We start from the raw sequence: 21,653 nt of genomic DNA on the forward strand, positions 1-21,653 counted from the left end.
AAATAAAGCCGAAAAGAGGGATATTCATGGCACTTCCAGTGATTCAACCATATGCAATGCCTGTAGCTTCGGAGCTTCCGGTCAACAAGGTAGCCTGGACACCGGATGCGAAGCGTGCAGTACTCTTGATCCACGATATGCAGAACTATTTCATGAATGCATTTACGGCGGGAGCATCCCCGGCGGTAGAGCTGATTGATCATATTGCAGAGCTTCGTTCAACGTGTCATGAACTAGGGATTCCCGTGGTCTACTCGGCACAACCGGGTGGGCAGACACCGGAGCAGCGTGGGTTACAGCTGGATTTCTGGGGTGCGGGGATTGATGGCGGACCTGTGCAAAAAGAAATTGTAGAATCGCTAGCACCCACTCCACAGGACATCTTCATGACCAAATGGCGCTACAGCGCCTTCCAGAAGACAGAACTGCTTGAATTGATGGAGCGGCAAGACCGGGATCAATTGATGGTTTGCGGCATATATGCGCATATCGGATGTCTGATGACGTCAAGTGAGGCATTCATGCGAGACATTCAGGCGTTTCTGATTGCCGATGCGGTTGCTGATTTTTCAGCGGAAAAACATCGTATGGCGCTGACGTACGCGGCAGAGCGGTGTGCGGTAACACTAACGACCGAACGTTCGATTGCGTTGCTGAATGCATCAGCTTCAACCAGAATTGGAGAGGAAGTTACGTCCGAGGTGCAGCAGCACTCAGCATCCACCGCGGAGACTGGGCGTGTCGTAGAAGGACGAGAAGGCGTTGATCATGCAAGGTTGGTAGCATTACGAGCTCAGATTGGTGATCTGTTACAGGAGCAGCCCAATTCCATTGGGGAGCATGATGATCTGATTCAGAACTGGGGAATGGATTCCATTCGCATGATGAGTCTGGCTGAACGTTTTCGCGCGGAAGGAGCAGAGGTTACCTTTGTTGATCTGGCGGAGCAGCCTACATTGGCCGCTTGGGCAAGACTCCTTGATCATGTCCAACCGAAAGTACTGCCGAACGGAGACTACTTTTGAGCGGGGCGGTGCAGATGTCGCATAGTCGGAACACAGCTTGGCCTTTATCTTCTGCACAGTCGGGCATCTGGTATGCCCAACAGTTGAATCCGGACAACCCGATGTACAACACGGCCGAGTATGTGGTTATTGAGGGTGAGATCCATACGGGACGCTTAGAGGAGAGTGTACGCCAGACCGTGATGGAGGCCGAATCGCTGAATATGGTATATGGCGAAAATGAGCAAGGCCCGTGGCAATGTCTGCGCACCAATAGGAATGATTGGACATTCCATGTCATGGATGTGCGTAATCAGGCTGATCCTCATACGGCTGCGCTCAACTGGATGAAGCAGGATCTGGCACAGCCTGTTGATCTGGCAGTTGGTCCACTCTTCACAGAAGCTCTGTTCCGGGTGAGTGAGGATCGGTATTACTGGTACCAGCGCATTCACCATATTGCGATTGATGGGTACGGCGTATCCCTGATCACACGCAGGGTTGCCAGCTTGTACTCTGCAAGCATTCAGGGAGAGGGTGCGGGACAGGTACAGGGCACGGCAGCGTTTGGATCACTGACTTCCGTTCTGGAAGAAGATGAAGTGTACTCATCCTCCACCAACCGTGAGCAGGATCAGCAGTTCTGGATCGACCGATTCGCGGATGCACCGGATGTGGTCAGTCTGGGTGAACGTGCTTCGCGTACATCCACCGAGTTCTTACGACAGAGTGCGGTGCTCACGCCGTCACAACGGGAGCAATTGCAAGCAGCAGCGGGGAGGTTCGGTGCGACTTGGCCGGATCTGTGTGTAGCGGCAACAGCGGTCTATGTGCAGCGAATGACAGGGTCCAACGATGTTGTTCTGGCCTTGCCCGTGATGTGCCGATTGGGTTCAGCATCGCTGCGTGTTCCGGGCATGGTCATGAATGTGCTTCCGCTCCGCCTGTACCTGAATTCGCAGATGAACTTGTCTGAATTGATGGGACAGATTGTGAAGGAGATTCGGTCCGTACGCAAACACCAGCGATACCGACATCAGGACCTGCGGCGAGACCTCAGGCTTCTGGGAGAGAATCGGCGTCTGTTTGGACCGATGATCAATGTAATGCCCTTCCATCATGAGTTGAATTTTGCAGGCGCACGCGGCATGATCCATAATCTGTCCACCGGTCCGGTGGACGATCTGTCGATTCATATTGTAGACCAGGGACATGGTCATGGACTGAGTATTTCTTTTGATGCGAACCCTTCGATCTATGTGGATTCGGAATTGCGTAATCATCAGCTTCGTTATGTGCAAATCCTGCAATCCATGATGTCAGAAGGGGCAGAAGACATATCGGTTGGACAGATCAACATTCTGCTCCCTGCCGAACGCGAACAAGTGCTGGAAGGATGGAATCAGACGCAACATGCCTTCGTTGAATCGAATTCGGCAGCGCTATTTGAGCAGCAGGTTCGGCGTACACCTCTTGCAGCAGCAGTGACATTCGAAGGGACATCGCTGACTTACGCAGAGCTGAACGAACGTGCCAATCAACTGGCACATGAACTGATACAGACTTACGGGGCAGGGCCGGAGCAGGTGGTTGGCATTGCGATGCCTCGTTCATTGGAAGTGGTCATCGCGATTGTAGCTGTTCACAAAACAGGAGCAGCCTATCTGCCGCTTGATCCGGATTATCCCGAAGAGCGTCTCATCTACATGTTGGAGGATGCCAAGCCTGCTTGTGTAGTGACGGTGATGAACAACTTCTCTCACATTCCGCAGGCGTCCGGTGTACCGATTCTGGTCATGGATGAACCGGACAGGATACAGGCAGTGAGCGGTCGGTCGGGAAGCAATCCCGAAGATGACGATCTGACAGGCACAGGTTCTCTGCTCAACCCTGCGTATCTGATCTATACCTCGGGTTCTACCGGTAAACCAAAGGGTGTAGCTGTGACCCATCTTGGATTAGCGAATCTGCTTGAAGATATGAAGACGAGACTACATGTCGGTCCGCAGGATCGCTGGCTGTCGGTGACCACGATTGCTTTTGACATCTCGGTACTGGAAATCTTCCTGCCTCTGACGACTGGGGCCAGACTGGATATCGCACAAAAGGAAACCATTCTTGATCCGGTAGCACTGGCCAGGAAGATGAGAGAGCAAGAGACGACGATTATACAGGCTACGCCAACGTTATGGCAGTCTCTGGTTGCGAGCCGCCCGGGAAGGTTCGACGGAATAACGGTGATTACCGGAGGAGAGGCCTTATCCGAGGAACTGAAGCTTTCGCTGGAGGCGTTGGGTTGTCAGGTCAATAATCAGTACGGGCCAACGGAGACAACCATCTATTCTACAGCTGCATCGCTTGGGAAAGGACATTCAGGCAAACCGTCTATTGGTGGTCCGGTTCGTAACACACAGCTCTATGTGCTGGATCAGAGTATGCAACCTGTCCCTCCGGGTGTAGCAGGGGAATTGTATATCGCAGGAGAGGGACTTGCACGGGGATATTTGGGCAGACCTGATCTGACCGCAGAACGTTTTGTCGCGAGTCCCTTCGGACAGCCGGGCAGCAGAATGTACCGGACAGGAGACTTGGCCAAATGGTTGCCGGACGGTTCCATCGATTATTTGGGACGAGCAGATCATCAGATCAAAATTAGGGGCTTTCGTATTGAACTGGGGGAGATTGAATCAGTCATCTCCAGATATCCGGGTGTAGCACAGGTCACGGTCATGGCGCGTGAAGACCAACCTGGGAATCAGCGGTTAGCGGCATATATTGTGGTTGATGCGGAAGATCGTCAAGCTGACATGGATCTGGCTGATATCAGAGCACACGTAGGTGATGCGTTACCGGATTATATGGTGCCCTCTGCCTTCATGCTGCTTCCAGAGATGCCGCTGACACCGAACAAAAAAATCGATCGCAAACGTCTTCCTGTGCCTGCATTGATATCTAATGCAAACGGAAGGGAGGCACGTACACCGCAGGAGGAGATCCTGTGCAGCCTGTTTGCAGAGATTCTGGGTGTAGCTCGCGTAGGGATTGATGATGATTTCTTCGAACTGGGTGGACATTCCCTGCTGGCCGGGCGAATTATAGCCCGAGTGCGTGATGTATTCGGAGCTGAATTGAACATCGGCAGTGTGTTTGAATCTCCGACAGCGGCAGGGCTTGCCCGAAAGCTGGATCAGGCGAAGTCCGTCAGACCCGTTATTCAACCTGTTCCGCGTGCGGGTGAGATTCCGCTTTCCTTTGCCCAGCGACGGTTATGGTTCCTCTATTGCCTTGAGGGGGCTAATCCCACCTACAATATTCCGTTGGTTGCACGGTTGACCGGGAAGCTGGATGTGGACGCTCTCCGAAACGCTCTGCAAGATATTGTTGCCCGTCACGAGACGCTGCGCACATTGTATCCGCCAGATCTGGGTTCGGCGAGCCAGCATATCCTCCCTGCATCAGAGGTGACGGTGAATATGAAGCTCACCCGGGCTTCGTCTGAGAAGCTGCCCGAGCTGCTGGCAGAAGCGTCACGTTACAGCTTCGAACTTAGTACCGAGCCGGGTATACGCGCGGAATTATTCCATACGGATGCGGATGAACATGCATTGCTGTTGCTGACTCATCACATTGCAGGGGACGGATGGTCCTTATCACGGCTCATCCGGGACTTGTCGGAGGCCTATACTGCTCGTCTGCGTGGGTCTGCTCCGGCTTGGGAGCCGCTACGCATTCAGTATGCAGATTATGCGGTGTGGCAGGAGAGCCTGCTTGGGGATGAGAAGCGGCAGGACAGTCTGATCGCGAGGCAGTTAGCGTTCTGGACTGATCGGCTAGCAGGATTGCCAGAACAAATCACGTTCCCTGCAGACTATGCCCGTCCAGTTGTGTCCAGTTACCGAGGCGGATCGGTGCCGTTTACGATCAGTCAACGTCTGCATGAGCAGCTTGCGATAGTTGCCCGTGAGCATAAAGTCAGTCTGTTTATGCTTCTGCACTCCGCGTTATCCGTGCTGCTTACTCGAATGGGTGCAGGGACGGATATTGCGATAGGTACACCGATTGCCGGACGGAGTGACGATGCGCTGGATGATGTCGTGGGGATGTTCATCAATACGCTTGTTCTGCGTACAGACACTTCGGGCGATCCTACTTTCCGAGAGCTATTGGCCCGCGTACGGGATGCAGATCTTGCGGCTTATGAACATCAGGATTTACCGTTTGAACGGCTGGTCGAAGTGCTGAATCCGCCCCGATCGCGTTCCAAACATCCACTCTTTCAGGTGATGCTGGTGCTTCAAAACACGCCAGATGTTCGTCTTGACCTGCCAGGTGTTGAAGCGGAGACTCGCATCCACGGTGTGGGTTCATCCAAATTCGATCTCACACTTGAACTGACGGAGAAACGGGAGCAGAACGGACTCCCAGCCGGAATTGAAGGTGTACTGGAGTATAGTACAGATCTCTACCGTGAATCGACTGCTGGAGAGCTGGTGGTTCGGTTAATGCAGGTGCTTGAGGATGCTGTACAGCAGATGGATGAACGCATCAGCAGATTTGACCTGGTTACACCTTCAGAGCATGCCCAGCTTGAGAAGGAGTGGACATCTTCACCGCATGAAGGTCCACAGCTGACCATAGCCGAGCATTTTGAAGTGCAGGCAGCCGCTCACCCCAGTTCGGTCGCCCTCCATTGTGAGGATATCTGTATGACTTACAGGGAGCTGAATGCACGGGCTAATCGAATGGCGAGACTGTTGATCGCAGAAGGTGCTGGGCCGGAACAGATGGTGGCTTTAGCCTTACCTCGATCGGTAGAGATGGTCGTAGCCATTCTTGCTGTACTCAAAACGGGCGCTGCCTATCTGCCCATGGACCCGCATTATCCGGCAGACCGTTTAACGCATATGCTGACGGACGCAGCGCCAAAAGTGATGATTACAAGTACAGACGTATACGCCCTGCTGCCGCAGATGGCGAATATTGAATGTATCAACATGGACGATCTGCATACCCAGCGGCAATTGGAATCCATGGATGAGCGAAACCCGGCAGACCATGAACGGAACGGACGGGTGACTCCGCTGAGCCCGGCTTACATGATCTATACCTCCGGTTCAACAGGGAAACCCAAAGGTGTCGTGATTCCGCATGCGAATGTCATCCGGTTACTGGATGCTACGCAGCACTGGTTCCATTTTGACGAGAGCGATGTGTGGACGTTGTTCCATTCCTATGCGTTTGACTTCTCCGTGTGGGAAATCTGGGGCCCTCTGTTGTATGGAGGCAGCTTGGTTGTTGTTCCCCATGAGATTAGCCGATCACCTGGAGCGTTCCTGCAACTGCTGGCCGAAAAGAAGGTAACCGTACTGAACCAGACGCCATCTGCATTCTACCAACTGATGCAGGCTGACAGGGAAAATCCGGTCTCGGGACAGCAGCTTGCGCTCCGCTATGTGATCTTTGGAGGCGAGGCACTGGAGCTGGGACGTTTGGATGACTGGTATGAACGCCATGCGGATGACGCTCCAAGACTCATCAATATGTATGGTATTACGGAAACAACGGTTCATGTCAGCTACAAGGAACTGCACGCGGGCAGCGCTGCAGAAGGCGCAAGCAGCTGGATTGGATGCGCTATTCCAGACCTGCGCGTCTATGTGTTGGATGATGATCTGAAGCCTGTGCCGACAGGTGTAACTGGAGAGATGTATGTGGCGGGAGCCGGTCTGGCACGTGGATATTGGGGACGGCCGGATCTCACGGCAGAGCGATTCGTCGCGGATCCTTATGGACCACCGGGTACACGAATGTATCGTACAGGGGACTTGGCAAAGCGCCTGCACGACGGTTCGCTCGATTATCTGGGACGAGCAGATCAACAGGTGAAAATCCGCGGGTTCCGTATTGAGCTTGGCGAGATTGAGGCTGTACTGGCAAAACATCCGAGCGTGGCTCAGGCTGCTGTTATCGTTCGTGAAGACCAGCCGGGAGATAAGCGTCTTGTCGCTTATACTGTTCCTGCATCGGACGTTGAAGCGAAACTGGAAACGGCTGCGTTACGCCGACATGCGGCAGCGAGCCTTCCGGATTATATGGTTCCGTCTGCGGTTGTTTGGATGGACATCCTGCCACTTACGCCAAATGGCAAGCTGGATCGCAAGGCGTTGCCTGCCCCGGAGATGCAATGTTCGGTTGATGGCCGAGCACCGCGCAATCCGCAGGAGCAGATTCTCTGTGATCTGTTTGCCGAAGTATTGGGATTGCGGAGTGTGAGTATTGATGACAGCTTCTTCGAACTGGGTGGTCATTCGCTGCTTGCGGTGCGCCTGATGAGTCGAATTCGCGAAGCGATGGGCAAGGAGCCGGGCATCGGTATTTTGTTCGAGACCGCCACGGTAGCTGGTCTGGCCGAGCGATTGGAGATGGGTGCCGATTCCGGGAAAAGCTCGCTGCAAGTGTTGTTACCGCTGAGGACTCATGGGCAGCATCTGCCTGTATTCTGTGTGCATCCGGCGGGAGGACTCAGTTGGTGTTATGCCGGGTTGATGAAACATCTGGGCATGGAGTATCCGCTGTACGGATTGCAGGCAAGAGGGATTGCCGAGTACGAGGAGCTCCCGTCGACACTGGAGGATATGACGGCGGATTACATCCGTCACATCCGGTCTGTGCAGCCGCAAGGCCCGTATCGTTTGCTCGGCTGGTCACTGGGCGGTAACGTGGCTCAGGCTATGGCCGTGCAACTTCAGTCCGAAGGGGAGGAAGTAGAGTTTCTCGCCATGCTGGATGCGTATCCGAGTCACTATCTACCTATTCGCGGGGAACCGGATGAGGAAGAGGCGTTAACGGCATTGCTTGCACTCGGCGGATATGATCCGGACAGTATTGGGGATGGGCCGCTGGATATGGCTACAGCAATGCGCATCCTGCGCAGCGAAGGAAGTGCACTTGCAAGTCTGGATGAAGAGACGATCATGAAGCTGCGGAAAACCTATGAAAATTCCGTCCGGATCTTGGGGGCGTACACGCCATCCCGATTCGAAGGTGACCTGATCTTCTTCCGTTCTACCATTATTCCCGACTGGTTCGATCCGATCGAACCCGAGATGTGGAATACATTCATTGGAGGCCAATTGGAACGTCATGATATTGCCTGTCGTCACAAAGACCTTTGTCAGCCGGGTCCATTGGAGGAAATTTGCCGTACCCTGTCCGTCCGGCTGGAGATGCTGAACAAGAAGCGTAACATTCAACACAAATAGGAGGATGAGCTGATGAGCAACCCTTTCGAATATGAAGACAGCAATTATCTGGTGTTAATGAACGATGAAGGACAGTATTCGCTGTGGCCTGCATCCATTCCGGTACCGGCAGGTTGGACCCTGATGCTGGAGAAAGCCAAACGACGTGTATGTCTGGATTACATTGCGGAGCAGTGGACGGACCTGAAGCCGCTGAGTCTCTGTGATGAAACGGGGATGCCGGGGATGATTCATGAGGTTGGCAGATGAGGTTTCGTCTGAATCCAAAGGCAATTGTGAGCATTGTCTATGTTCTGGCGATGTTTATGGTTGCCATGGATGCAACGGTTTTAAACGTGGCGCTGCGAACCATCAGTGACGAACTGGGTATTCCCCCGGCTGCTGCCGGTACCTTGAATGTAGGTTATTTGGTGAGTTTGGCTGTATTTCTGCCTGTTGCCGGATGGCTTGGTGACCGATGGGGCACGAAACGGGTTTTCCTGTCGGCGTTGACACTGTTTACGGTGTCCTCTGCGCTGTGTGCCACAGCTGATCAACTAGGCACGTTGACATTTTTCCGCATCTTGCAGGGAGCAGGAGGTGGTCTGCTTACACCTGTAGGGATGGCGATGTTATTTCGGACCTTTCCACCGCAGGAGCGGGCCAAGGTATCTCGTATGTTGGTGCTGCCCATTGCCCTTGCTCCAGCCTTGGGGCCGATTGTGAGCGGATTGATTGTGGATCAACTGTCGTGGCGCTGGATTTTCTATGTGAATCTGCCTGTTGGTATTCCAGCCGTGATCTTCGGCATACTGTATCTGAAGGAGCACCGAGAACAGGGAGCTGGTCGACTTGATCTGCCGGGGTGGTTATTATCTGCACCGGGACTCGCACTGATGATGTATGCGCTCAGTCAGGGGCCGCTGCGGGGATGGACGTCACCGCTTATTATGGGAGCGGGCTTTGCAGGCATGCTGCTGCTGACGTTGCTCGTTGTGGTGGAGCTGCGCGCCAAGCAGCCCTTGCTTGATCTGCGTTTGCTGAAGCACCGACTGTTCCGTTATACAGGCCTGGTATCCGTATGTGGGGCAGCTGGACTGCTGGGCATGCTGTATGTGTTCCCATTAATGTATCAAAATGTACTACAGGCCTCTGCACTGGAAACCGGGCTAACCACATTCCCGGAAGCGCTGGGACTGATGATTGCTTCTCAGCTGGTCCCTTGGACTTATCCGCGGCTGGGCCCGCGAAAGCTGATATCGATGGGCTTGATCTGTACGGCAGTCATTTTCATCACGCTTAGTCAGATCACAGTGGATACGAACCCATGGTTCATCCGTTCATTATTGTTCGGTGTGGGAATTTTCCTGGGACAAACGGTAGGGGCTGTGCAGATTGCTGCCTTTGCCCAGATTCCGCCTGCATCCATGGGACGAGCCTCCACCTGGTTCACGGTGCAAAACCGTCTGGGATCAGCCATCGGCATGGCTTTACTCTCTGCTGTTCTGGCAGGTGTAGGTACAACAACGGTGACTGCTACAGGCGCGATGGAGCCGAATATGCTGGCGTACCGTTTGGCTTTGTTGGGGGCAGCAGCATTTCTGCTCATCGGGCTATGGTTTGCCCTGAAAATCCGTGATACCGATGCGGCAGCCACGATACGGAAGACGCCAGCTGGAGGATTATTTGTCAAGTTGAAACGTACGTCCGCGGTGGGTTCTTCAGAATCGGTGGCACAGCAAGAAGGATAGGATTGAGTTTGAGAACGAAGCAACGAAAGACAAGCAGATGGTGCTACCTAATAGAGTTTTGATAAATAAGAGCGAGTCATACCGGGCAAGGAGACATTTATCGCCGGAGTGACTCGCTCTTTTTTGGATCGGTTAGGTAAGTGGTTAATCGCTTATTTATTTGCAAGAAGAGGTGAGAGATTCTAACGAATCGCGCACCTCTTAATAGTGGATTATTGGGTGTAGGGAAACCTAACGAACCTTAGCCACCTTATTGGTGTAGAATTAAGCAATAACAACGTAAAACAGAGCATATTGAAGGGAATAACGTGTTTAGGATTCCTTAGAGTGCGAGAGTCGCGTAATTCTAGTTAATAAGGCGTGTCAGATTCGTTAAAGCTTGAACCCAATCTTAACCCTGACCCTACCCCCAAACTCAAACTAGACTCCAAGAGCCCCCCCAATCAAGCCGCAACTAGCCGTGCACTAAACCAACTCTGTATATAGATCCTCCAAGGTAATGATCTCGGGCTGGCTCGGCAGCTCTCCCCCAGCCGAACAAGCTGCCAGCATATGCCCTTCATCCAGTCGCTGACTGTGAAAGCGATATGTCCCAGCCTGCTCACATTGCCAAGCGCCTGCCTCGTCAGGCAGGATCGCGAAGGAGTCCAATGGTATGGACAAGCCCATACCGACTGCCTTGATATAACTTTCCTTCAGCGTCCATAGACGGTAGAAGGTTTCCAGCTGCCGATTGTCAGGCTCGGCAGTCAAGAACTGGCTCTCCATGGCAGAGAAGAATCGCTCTGCAATCTGCATGTCAATGGGTGCTGTTTTTTCCACATCCACACCCAGTTCATCTGTACCGCCGGAGATCAGAGCAATCCAATCACCAGAGTGGGAGACGTTGAATGGTACATCCGAATGGTGACTGAGCGAAGGCTTGCCGTAGGAATTACGGGTAAAAGAAAGCACATCAGGTCTCAGTCCAGTTAACTTGCTCAAAGTCACACGAGTCAATATCTCTCCCAGTACGGAGCGATACGCATCGGCCTGACGCACAAAACGCGAAGCCTGGGCACGACGCTCAGCAGAGACTTGCGAGAGGAAATGGTTCCAGTACGCCTCGGGCAATACTTCTGGAACGTGGAGCACACGAATTGTTATCATCATTTATCACCTAAGGACGTATTCGGCACGAATCAATAACTTTCCTTTATATGGAACGAACCCTTAATTGATCTCTATGCTTCTTGCGCTTGTTTCCACTCGGTATGCGCAGCCTGCAATCGCTCCCACATGTCTTGGCATTCCAATTCACTGTAATTCACCAATGGCTCATGGAATAGTTCAGTTAATACGTCACGCCACTGCGTGTAGGTCTGAATCTCCGTTTTGCGGATTCCTTCGATATCATGGGTTCGGAGCATACAACCTCGTAGTTCGTGACTGCGGTTCTCATCCCGCTGACGAAGCAAAAATACATTATGCCACGGTGATTCGGTCGCTTGACTGTAGAATTCATGCTTCGGTATGAACTCCCCCAGATCGTGAACCGCCTCAGGGGCATAGTCGACGCCTTTACTTGGCCCATTTGGTTCGTACTCAAGCCGCCATCCCCCAGCTGCAACAGATGATGGCATCAATTGGTATGTGAATGGAGCGGAACCATAGGTTCCATAACGAAGTGGCAGAGGTTCGAAGGGCATTCCACCAAGACCTACATCCACAATCCAGCGCTCAACTGTCGGGTCGGCATCCGGCAGAAGAACAGACAGACCGAGATGGAACGAGTTCACACGGGGTTGTTCCCCATGAGGCTGTACTCCGCCCCGATGCCAATCAACCGTATAACCCAGCGAGCGGAGAAGAACACTGAATGCACCATTGAGATGAAAACAGTAGCCGCTGCGGCCTTGTAATATAAGTTGGATCGACTCTTGAAGACTGATACCCACAGGACGACCTGTATAAATATCGACGGTTTGCCAGGATAGATATTGCACATGTGCTCGCTGGAGTTCAGCCAAGAATTCCAGTGTGGGTTTCTTTATACCATCAATGCCGATCCGTTTCAGATAGGCCTGTATTTCAGCTGTATTTAATCGTTCAATCATCCAGATCACCTCATGTTAAATAGTGGGAGCAGGTATTGCTTATAAACTTCTGCTGCCCTGAGTTCATTGTAGAAGTGAACGGGTGAAAACAACATGGTCAATTGAGCCAACTGTAACGGTACAATTCTTAGGACAGTCTCGAAAATGATCTCAAGAGATATACATGGATTTGATGACAATGAAATACAATATATGGATGAGCTATTTCTTTTTCTGGGGTATGCTAACCCTTTGGAGTGGATATAGGTTAGAATATAGATAGATAGCAGGATTAGGAGATGGAAAAATGGCTAATGAAGAAGTGATTTTGACACAGGAAGGCTTGGAAAAGCTGGAGGACGAACTGAGGGAATTGAAGACAGTGAAGCGTAAAGAACTGGCTGAGCGTCTGAAACTCGCGATCAGTTATGGTGACCTCAAGGAAAATAGTGAATATCATTCAGCCAAAGATGATCAGGCTTTTATGGAGACCCGGATTCTGATCGTGGAAAAGATGCTGAAGAATGCCAAAGTTATTACGTCCGAGAACATGGATGCCAACAAGGTGGGTGTAGGTTCCACGGTATTGCTTGATGATATCGAGTTCGCTGAGAAGATTGAATATAAGCTGGTTGGTCCTGCTGAGGCCGATGTAGCAGATAATAAAATTTCCTATGAAAGCCCACTGGGCAAAGAACTGATGGGCAAAGAAGTGGGCAGCGTCATTCATGTCAACGCTCCGATGGGCGTTATCAAATATGAGTTGCTTGAAATAAGAGTGTAATCAGAGAACGAGGTGCTCCGCGGACATGAACGTGTCTAACGGGACGCCTTTTTTATTTTATTTACCTTTACTGCTAAGGGATTGGCTTGTGCGTAACTTGATGCGGTTGAATGACCGGATTTTATCACATACTGTTTTCTAAGAGAATTTATGCAATGAAGCTTTCCATGGATACATTATGTAAATAAATAACATTTCGACAAATTTCGATTTTCGAATGACCTAACAGGTAGAGTAGTATATAATTACGGGAAAACTTTAAAGTGATGGAGTAGATACGATGAATTTTAGTAAGCCTAATCTGGATCAAGACAACGCTGGCAAAGGAGAACGCTTCTCCCGAGCTGGATTTATCCTGGCAGCCATTGGTAGTTCGGTTGGTCTGGGCAACATGTGGAAATTCCCGTACATTACGGGGGAGAACGGAGGAGCAGCGTTTTTCCTGCTCTTCATCGTCTGTTTGCTGCTCATCGGTCTGCCCGTGCTCCTGGCTGAACTTGCGATTGGTCGCAGCGGCAGAGGGAGTGCAGCCACTGCTTTTATCAAAGCAGGTGGACATAAAGGTTGGCTCGCAGCCGGATTGCTGCAAGTATTAACACCATTTATCATCCTGTCCTTTTATGTCATTATCGCGGGCTGGACATTGCAATACGCGATTACGTCTTTCAGCGGTACGTTGTTTGACAATCCGGATTATGCTGGACAATTCGGCTCCTTTGTAGGCGGGTATATGCCGATCGTGTGGCAACTGGTTTCCGTTCTGATCACAGGATGGATTGTGGCCAAAGGGGTATCGAACGGAATCGAGAAGTTCAACAAGGTATTGATTCCCGCGATGTTGGTGCTTCTTATTATCCTGATGATCCGTGCAGTAACATTACCGGGTGCAGGTGCGGGTGTATCCTTCTTCCTGAATCCGGACTTCTCGCAGCTGACAACTGAATCTGCATTGGTGGCGCTTGGACATGCCTTCTTCTCCCTGTCACTTGGGATGGGTATTCTGGTAACATACGGATCTTATGTGGATAAAAATCAATCTCTCGGTGCGGCAACCGTCGCCGTTGGTGCGGGTGACCTGATCTATGCATTCATTGCTGGTTTGATCATCTTCCCAACGACATTCTCATTCGGTATTGCACCGGACCAAGGCCCGTCACTCATCTTTGTGGCTCTTCCGGCAGCCTTCTCAGCTATGCCGCTTGGATTCCTGTTTGGCGGATTGTTCTTCATCCTGCTGGCTATTGCGGCTTTGACGTCAGCAGTATCCTTGCTGGAAGTTCCGGTGAAATATTTCATGGAACGTTTGTCATGGAGCCGGAATCGTGCGGTATGGGTAATATCACTCGCGGTCTTTATCGTGGGGCTTCCTTCGGTACTATCGCTCGGTTTGCTGCCTGAATGGACGATTGGATCGAAGAGCGTGTTCGACTGGATGGACTTTGTCGCATCCAACATCCTGTTGCCTGTAGGTGGACTGCTTGTGACGATCTTTGCCGGATACTTCTGGAAAACGGCTGCTGAAGCTTCCGGTCTGCGTTCCGGATGGTTCCGGGTGTGGCTGTTCATGCTCCGTTACGTGGCTCCGATCCTGGTTCTGCTGGTTCTACTGCACACATCCGGTATCATTCACTTCTAAAATGTGAAGGCCCGATAGGGTTAAATATGGTCTGTTGTGCAGATTTACCATGGATAAAACCTCTTGGAAGAAATGCAAAAGCCCTTGTTTTCCCTCGTCAATTTTGGGACAATACGGAGTAGAGGTTTTTTGGGTAGGACCGATAAGCCATATGCTTTCTTGCGAAAAGAGGATTATACAATGAACAAATCATCCATATATGGATTAACATTAGAGCAATTACGTTCCTGGCTGCCGGAGCATGGGCAGAAGAAATCCCGTGCATCCCGGATCTGGGAATGGTTATATCAGGAGCGTGTACACGATTTCCCAGCGATGACCGATGTCCGTCAAGAATGTCTGGATGTCCTTTCCGAGCATTTCACCATGAACTCGCTTAGCGAACATGTGAAGCAGGAATCGGCAGATGGTACCGTGAAGTTTCTGCTTCGGATGCAGGACGGTAATCTGATTGAGACCGTATTGATGCGGCAAAAATACGGACTTACCGTCTGTGTGACCACACAAGTGGGCTGTAACATTGGCTGTAGCTTCTGTGCGAGCGGTCTGATCAAGAAGAGCCGTGATCTGACCGCTGGCGAGATTGTCGAACAGATTATGCACGTGCAGCGACATCTGGATGCAGCAGGTCAAGAAGAGCGGGTAACTAACGTGGTGGTAATGGGGATTGGCGAACCATTCGACAACTTCCAGCACATGAGTGATTTCATCGAAGTGATCAAGGATCGCAAAGGACTGGCACTTGCCGCCAAACGGATTACTGTATCGACGAGTGGCCTTCCGGACAAAATCAAGGAATTTGCAGACAGCAGTCTACAGGTCAATCTGGCGATCTCTCTGCATGCACCGAATAATGAACTGCGTACGCACATCATGAAGATCAACCGGGCTTTCCCGATTGAGCAATTGATGGACGCGGTAGATTATTACTTGGCTACGACGAACAAACGTATCATGTTCGAGTATATCCTCCTGCGTGATGTTAACGATCAACGTGAGCATGCCGCTGAGCTCGCTGAACTGTTGTCCAGTCGCAGAAGTATGGTCAGTGTGAATCTGATTCCATACAACCCGGTGGATGAACACAGTCAGTATCAACGGAGTACAGAAGAATCGATTCTGGGCTTCTATGATACACTCAAAAAGAACAATATCAACTCCACTGTACGTATGGAACATGGTACCGATATTGATGCTGCTTGCGGACAGTTGCGCAGTAAACAAATGAAGAACAACACTGCCGAATCAGAGCCAGACCGTCTGGCATTGGGATAAGACACAACGCGGAGCGGGCAAGTCAGTTTAGCTTACTTGGTTGCTATAATCGGTGTCTGTGCGTGCTATTTAACGCTGTTGGTTCACCAATGAATGTGTTGCCTGAATACAAAACGCCTCTGTACATCACTGAGAAGTGATAACGGAGGCGTTTTTGGAATGTCATTATTTCAGTTTTTTGGTCATCAGCAGATGGGGAATGCCGTCTTCCATAAATACGTCTGAAGCGGGTGCATATCCGAGACGTTCGTAGAACCCGGAAGCTTGTACCTGGGCGTGCAGCTTGGCTTTCTCAAGTCCTTCGGCAACAGCCATCTGTTCCAGCTTGTCGATCAGCACACGGCCCAGACCGTGTTTACGGTAATCGAGCATGACACAGATCCGTTCCAATTTGGCGACCTGCTCCACAACGCGCAGTCTGGAGGAGGCAGCAGGTACACCGTCTACGTAGAGCAGAATATGGCGCGCCTCCGCGTCTAATGTATCATAAGCGTCGAATTCATCCGCTGCGGGTACGCCTTGTTCTTCAACGAAAATAGCGGTACGGATGGCGAAGCAGGCATCAAGCAATTCCTGATTATTAACTTCAACAATGGTTGTATTCATGAATGTTTCTCCTTTGGGTGATCGTAATGTGATCCTGACGTGATAAACTGGTACATAACAGGAGTTGGAACGATTTTCGTTCCATGTATAACGTTTGAGCTATATGTTTAAAATTGAAACCAATTCAACTGTAGTTATACCATTGATTATGTTGCGAATGCAACAATTTTATAGGGGCGTGAATATATTGACTGAGAAAAAAGAAGTGCTGCGGGAAATCGGCATGATTGCCCGCTGTCTGGATTCCATCAGTAATGTCGAGTTTCAGCATCTAAACCTGTCCCGTGGACAATATCTGTATCTGTATCGAATCTGTGAGAATCCAGGTATTATTCCGAATCAGCTTGCTGAACTAATCAAAGTGGATCGCACGACGGCGGCCAGAGCCATTAGCAAACTTGAATCGGATGGATTCATTATTAAACAGCCAGCATTGGGTAATAAGAAGAATAAGGTGTTGTATCCCACCGATGCTGGGCTTGAAGCATGGGAATTCATACGTAAAGAGGGAGTGCATTCGGATCAGGTGACTCTGGATGGTCTGACCGAGAAAGAGATTGAGACAGCCATTCACCTTCTCAGACGGATGCGTCATAACATTGAAGTGGACTGGAAATTTGTCAAAAAGGGTGGACGACGGCCTTATATGGATAACCTTGAATAATGCGAACTCTCGATGTGCCTCAGTCACACACCAGAAAATTTAGGAGTTCACAGTCGTATATATTCGGGAGGAATGGCGTGAAGATCATATTTCGAAAAAAACGAACATGGCTGGTCCTACTGCTGATCAGTATTACCGCAGCCAGCTGGTTGTTGATAAAGGAGCGGTTCCTGATGGACGAAGAATCTCCAACAGTATCTTTTATCGAGAATGATATGACCAATCCGAACGGAACGCTGGCCACCTATTTACAGGATGCAGCTTCGAAGGAAGCGGATATTGTTGCGGGAAGAGAGGCGCTGTCGGAGTCACTCGGTCTGTGGATGCAATATGCCCTGGCGAGTGATAATCAGGCTTTGTTTGAGCAGAGCTACGAGCAATTGACGACCTATTTTCTCACGCCGCCAGACCCTTATATAGCCTGGAAGCTGAATGCCAAGGGTGAATCCCAAGTAACGACCAATGCACTTGGCGACGATCTTCGCATTATAGGTAGCCTATTACAGGCTACGGATCAGTGGGAGCAAGGGAGAGAGGCTAAGCTTACGACCGCAGCCGCTATTTCCCGTGCCTTAACACAGTCAACTCGGCAGAAAGGATATTTGGTAGATTTTCACGATTTTGCGGGTGGACATTCAACGAATACATTAAGTCTGGTCTATGTAGATCTTCCGTCTCTTCAAGCGATGGAAAAACATGAAATGGTGGAACCCGGAACCTACGCGAAATACGAAGCTTTGCTGAAGAAGATGCCTGACGATGGAGTATTTTACCCAAAGACCTTCGATGTGGTTCGTAAAGATTATACGTATGATGATACGGTCAATCTGATCGACCAGTTGATTGTAGCGAATCATCTAACGGTAACCGATCGCAAACCGGACAAGCTCATTGCTTTCCTGAAAAAGGAGTTCAACACCCGGCATCAGCTGCCCGGACAATATAAACGAGAATCACGCACACCTGCGGTATCTTATGAATCTTCATCGGTATATGGCCTCGCCATTTTACTGGCTGTACGTTCAGGTGATCCAAAATGGGCCAAACAGCTGTATAACCATATGATTACGTTGCGTGGTCAGGATGCCCGTTATCCAGGTGGATATGTATTTGACGGTAACACGCATCTGTTTGATAATCTTTTTCCTTTGTTGGGAGAAACTGATTTACAGAAAAACATTAAAAAGTAATAATTTTGTCATTTAATGATTTGTTCAATGTGTTAGCATAGTTTTGTCTAATCGTGTCATAAATTGTTGCAATATAAAGAGTGAGTGTGTACCAAAGTTCTCAAAAATGCAACGGAGAGAAGGAATTATGAGAAATAAAGCACCTACCCGCCGTATTGCATGGGGATATGCCCTGTTGATTGGACTTGCCCTCATGCAGCAACTGTTGATTTTTCTTAAAGTGTACATGGATCAGAGCTACACTGCAGGAGATATGATTTTTAGTATCGTGTCGCTGGGTGCATTGGTTTTTGGTCTTTTACTGCCTGTTGGCGTATCCGTCGTGACGGGATTTGTATATCTGGTCTCTTATTTTGTATGGCTTGTTACGTACGCCGATGCGAATGTGCTTGTATTCTCCTGGTGGTTGCTCATCCCTGCCAACCTTGCCGTTGCTGCATTCATCAAGGCAAGCCTGCTGCGCAGTGCACGTGTAGTGGAGCGTCTCGAGGATATGCAGGATCGTAACCCGGAAATTGACTTGGATACCTCGCTTGGTAATAAAAGAGCTCTGGCAGATACGTTAATCAAACATAGTAACCTTGCTCGTCGGTACTCCGAAAAATATGGATTTAGTATCGCCATGTTCAAAATTGAATTTTTGCCGCTGGTAATGGAATCTCTCGGTTCAGTCCGGTACGCACAGTTCCTTCTTGAAATCTCGGGTACGATTCAGAAGCAGATTCGGTATGAGGATTATAAATTTTTCGTGGATCGTGGACGATTTGTCATCCTATGTCCGATGATGAATGTGGAGTATCTTCCCGTTCTAACAGAGCGGATCAAAAAAGCCATTATGGATCTTCACATCATTGATAAAAAGGGAAATGAGTTGCAGACGGTGATCCGCTCCGGTGCTCTGGTATTTCAGAAGGAGCAATTCAGCAAATACGAGGACATAGACGCAGTTATTGCAGCCCTTGAACGAAACACAGAGACAGATCTCATCGGTGAATATATATAGGGGAAGGAGAGATGCACAGTGGACTATATGTCCTGGTTCATCCCGATCTGTATCGCCGTCAGTGGACTATTTGCGGTATTTACGATTTGGTTAACGATTGCAACCCTTCGCTTTCGATCGAGAGTTATTCGCAAGTATGATCGGAGGAAGGTAAGTGGCTGATTTTATATTAATATTATCCATATTCAGTATCTGGATTGCCGTATTCGAGTCGATTGTTATTATGGCAGGTGCAATTCGCTTTATTAATAAACAGGACAAAAAAGGGATTCAGATCCCTGAAAATATGCATCATTATCCAACAGTTACTGTTATGGTACCTGCGCACAACGAGGGTAAGGTCATTGTCGCAACGGTAGAGCACATCCTGCGCTTGAATTATCCGGAGGATAAAGTTCAGGTCATCGTGATCGCGGATAACTGTACAGATGATACCGCAGAGAAGCTAAGATCATTCCTCAGTCAGACCAGTTATTTGCATCGCAATGTGACGGTAATGGAGCGAAAAGGAACAGGTGGCAAGTCCGGGGCTTTAAACGATGGACTGGAAATAGCCACGGGCGATTGGATCTGTATCTTCGATGCAGATGCCGCACCTGAACGAAATTCATTAATGTTTTTGGCGCAAAAATCGCTTGAGAACCCTGAACAATATGGCGTGGTTTTTGGCAGAAACAAAGCACGTAACAGAGGACAGAATTTTCTCTCCAAATGCATCAATCTGGAGATTATTACTTCGCAACGTGTGTATCACACGGGTCTGTGGGAATTGTTCCAGCTGGGTTCTATTCCGGGAACGAATTATATTATCAAAACCAAGTTGATTCGGGAAATTGGTGGCTGGGATGTGACAGCCATTACAGAAGATACCGCGTTGTCATTCGAGATTTTGAATCGTGGACAGTTTGTGGCACTGGCGCCGCAAGCGGAAGCCTATCAGCAGGAGCCGGAGCAGCTTAGTGTATACATGAAGCAGCGCGAGCGCTGGGCCAAGGGAAATTATCAGGTGGTACTGGATAATATCCATAACCTGTTTAACCGTTCCAGTTGGCGTAATAAGTTGCTGGTCATCTATTATGCCGTCAGTTATTTCTGGTTTATGCTGGCGATCATTGTATCGGATATTATATTTCTCGTGAATCTGGTTTATCGGGTCATTGCCATATTTAAACCAGAGGTCATTTCACCGTTCCAGTTTGCCGGGGATGCGTATGTTTTCCTTGTCATTGGTTGGGCACTTATGTACTTTATTTACGTGTTGCAGATCAATCTGGCACTTGCCGCAGATATTGGACAGAGTAATACTCGCAATTTCATCTATGCCTGTGTATCCTACTTCACGTATGCACAACTGTTCATCCTGATCTCGATCAAGGCATTCTACTCCTTGATTATGGACAAGATTCGGAAGCGCGAGAGCAAATGGTACAAAACAGAACGTTTTGGCTAGGCGATGAAAATTGTAGACGTGTGAGCAGAAAGGCTGTTTGCTGGTTAACGCCAGGTAACAGCCTTTTTTGTTATAGCCAGGATCATCCATATTCTGTATACTCATACAGGCTGTAAATAGGATCGTGCTTATCCGATAGGGAGGGTCATGGAATGCTGGACAGAGGATCAGACTTTTACGATGATGAGGCGAATTTCGAGAAGTATATGGAACGTCGCAAGTGGCAGGAGAACGCCAATGATACATTGGAGAAGCCGGTGATGCTGGAGTTGATCGGAGATGTAACTGGCAAGAATATACTGGACCTCGGTTGCGGGGATGCCAGGTTCGCCGCAGAATTATTGGGCAGGGAGCGCGAAGGTGCAACGTATACAGGGATTGAGGGTTCGGTGAATATGATTCAGGCAGCTAACGAATCCGTAAAAGGATTGAATGCCCGGATTGAACAAGCATTCATGGAAGACTGGACCTACCCGGCCGGGGCGTATGATCTGGTGATATCGAGACTCGCTGTTCATTATATTGAGGATGTCGAGAGCCTGTTCCGTAACATATACGATACGTTGAAAGAGAACGGGACATTCGTATTCTCCGTAGAACATCCTGTGATCACGTCCACACTGCAACCTTCCGGGACACGAACGGATTGGGTTGTTGATCAGTATTTTGTGGAAGGATTCCGTGAGCAGCAGTGGCTGGGCGGTTCTGTGAAAAAGATGCATCGTTCCATTGAATCCTACTTTATGGCATTGCAGCGGGCGGGGTTTCGTGTAGAACATTTACGTGAGTCAGCACCACAACGTGCCCATTTCATAAACGAGGAAACCTATCTGCGCAGGCAGCGTATTCCGTTGTTTCTGTTCCTGGCTGCCCGGAAATAGATCGCGGAGAAGAATATAGATGGATATAGGTGAGTTATACTCAAAACGTAGAAAGTTTTACACAGAAAACGGTGGATAACACTAGATATAGCA

The 21,653-nt window shown here is 49.8% G+C and carries 16 protein-coding genes; 13 read left to right on the plus strand and 3 right to left on the minus strand.

The window, feature by feature from the left end; translation table 11 throughout:
* The first annotated feature begins 26 nt into the window (after window positions 1–26).
* Genes ACTHPG_RS18920 through ACTHPG_RS18935 form a run of 4 tightly spaced genes read left to right on the plus strand, consistent with a single transcriptional unit; the run spans window position 27 to window position 9,996 of the window.
* Window positions 27–1,025, plus strand: coding sequence for an isochorismatase family protein (locus ACTHPG_RS18920; RefSeq protein WP_440391021.1), 999 nt, complete (start codon window positions 27–29; stop codon window positions 1,023–1,025).
* A 14-nt stretch (window positions 1,026–1,039) separates the two neighbouring features.
* Window positions 1,040–8,266, plus strand: a complete 7,227-nt coding sequence (locus tag ACTHPG_RS18925) for an amino acid adenylation domain-containing protein (protein WP_440391407.1) — start codon at window positions 1,040–1,042, stop codon at window positions 8,264–8,266.
* A 12-nt stretch (window positions 8,267–8,278) separates the two neighbouring features.
* Window positions 8,279–8,515: an MbtH family protein gene (locus ACTHPG_RS18930; protein WP_440391022.1), complete on the plus strand. Its 237-nt coding sequence runs from the start codon at window positions 8,279–8,281 to the stop codon at window positions 8,513–8,515.
* Window positions 8,512–9,996: an MDR family MFS transporter gene (locus tag ACTHPG_RS18935; RefSeq protein ID WP_440391023.1), complete on the plus strand. Its 1,485-nt coding sequence runs from the start codon at window positions 8,512–8,514 to the stop codon at window positions 9,994–9,996. Before ACTHPG_RS18930 ends, ACTHPG_RS18935 begins: the two co-directional genes overlap by 4 nt.
* A gap of 465 nt (window positions 9,997–10,461) precedes the next feature.
* On the opposite strand, the gene ACTHPG_RS18940 is transcribed toward ACTHPG_RS18935, so the two are convergent.
* Window positions 10,462–11,145, minus strand: a complete 684-nt coding sequence (locus tag ACTHPG_RS18940) for a 4'-phosphopantetheinyl transferase family protein (RefSeq protein ID WP_440391024.1) — start codon at window positions 11,143–11,145, stop codon at window positions 10,462–10,464.
* Between the two features lie 74 nt (window positions 11,146–11,219).
* The gene (locus tag ACTHPG_RS18945; protein WP_440391025.1) at window positions 11,220–12,092 is read right to left on the minus strand and encodes an arylamine N-acetyltransferase family protein; all 873 of its coding nucleotides are present in this window, start codon (window positions 12,090–12,092) and stop codon (window positions 11,220–11,222) included.
* Window positions 12,093–12,378: 286 nt separating this feature from the next.
* On the opposite strand from ACTHPG_RS18945, the gene greA reads away from it, so the two are divergent.
* The 3 genes from greA (at window position 12,379) to rlmN (ending at window position 15,766) form a co-directional block, all read left to right on the plus strand.
* Window positions 12,379–12,855, plus strand: coding sequence for a transcription elongation factor GreA (gene greA, locus ACTHPG_RS18950; protein ID WP_440391026.1), 477 nt, complete (start codon window positions 12,379–12,381; stop codon window positions 12,853–12,855).
* A gap of 280 nt (window positions 12,856–13,135) precedes the next feature.
* Window positions 13,136–14,491 (plus strand): sodium-dependent transporter, encoded by a 1,356-nt coding sequence (locus ACTHPG_RS18955; RefSeq protein ID WP_440391027.1) that lies wholly within the window; start codon window positions 13,136–13,138, stop codon window positions 14,489–14,491.
* Between the two features lie 180 nt (window positions 14,492–14,671).
* The gene (gene rlmN, locus ACTHPG_RS18960; RefSeq protein ID WP_440391028.1) at window positions 14,672–15,766 is read left to right on the plus strand and encodes a 23S rRNA (adenine(2503)-C(2))-methyltransferase RlmN; all 1,095 of its coding nucleotides are present in this window, start codon (window positions 14,672–14,674) and stop codon (window positions 15,764–15,766) included.
* A gap of 165 nt (window positions 15,767–15,931) precedes the next feature.
* Here the strand turns inward: rlmN and ACTHPG_RS18965 are convergent, their stop codons facing one another.
* Entirely contained in the window at window positions 15,932–16,372 is a 441-nt protein-coding gene (locus ACTHPG_RS18965) for a GNAT family N-acetyltransferase (RefSeq protein WP_440391029.1), read from the minus strand.
* Window positions 16,373–16,595: 223 nt separating this feature from the next.
* Between ACTHPG_RS18965 and ACTHPG_RS18970 the strand changes: the two genes are divergently transcribed.
* The 6 genes from ACTHPG_RS18970 (at window position 16,596) to ACTHPG_RS18995 (ending at window position 21,560) form a co-directional block, all read left to right on the plus strand.
* Window positions 16,596–17,036 (plus strand): MarR family winged helix-turn-helix transcriptional regulator, encoded by a 441-nt coding sequence (locus tag ACTHPG_RS18970; protein ID WP_440391408.1) that lies wholly within the window; start codon window positions 16,596–16,598, stop codon window positions 17,034–17,036.
* A gap of 77 nt (window positions 17,037–17,113) precedes the next feature.
* Window positions 17,114–18,226, plus strand: coding sequence for a glycosyl hydrolase (locus ACTHPG_RS18975; RefSeq protein ID WP_440391030.1), 1,113 nt, complete (start codon window positions 17,114–17,116; stop codon window positions 18,224–18,226).
* A gap of 127 nt (window positions 18,227–18,353) precedes the next feature.
* A complete protein-coding gene (locus ACTHPG_RS18980) occupies window positions 18,354–19,229 on the plus strand; it encodes a diguanylate cyclase domain-containing protein (RefSeq protein WP_440391031.1) in 876 nt (291 codons plus the stop codon).
* Window positions 19,230–19,247: 18 nt separating this feature from the next.
* Window positions 19,248–19,391, plus strand: a complete 144-nt coding sequence (locus ACTHPG_RS18985) for a hypothetical protein (protein ID WP_440391427.1) — start codon at window positions 19,248–19,250, stop codon at window positions 19,389–19,391.
* Entirely contained in the window at window positions 19,384–20,679 is a 1,296-nt protein-coding gene (locus ACTHPG_RS18990; protein WP_440391032.1) for a glycosyltransferase family 2 protein, read from the plus strand. Before ACTHPG_RS18985 ends, ACTHPG_RS18990 begins: the two co-directional genes overlap by 8 nt.
* A 152-nt stretch (window positions 20,680–20,831) precedes the next feature.
* On the plus strand, window positions 20,832–21,560 hold the full coding sequence (locus tag ACTHPG_RS18995; protein WP_440391033.1) for a class I SAM-dependent methyltransferase: 729 nt from the start codon (window positions 20,832–20,834) through the stop codon (window positions 21,558–21,560).
* Window positions 21,561–21,653 lie beyond the last annotated feature (93 nt).

Origin of the sequence: Paenibacillus sp. SAF-068 (assembly GCF_051967555.1) — a bacterium.
Taxonomy (GTDB): Bacteria; Bacillota; Bacilli; order Paenibacillales; family Paenibacillaceae; genus Paenibacillus.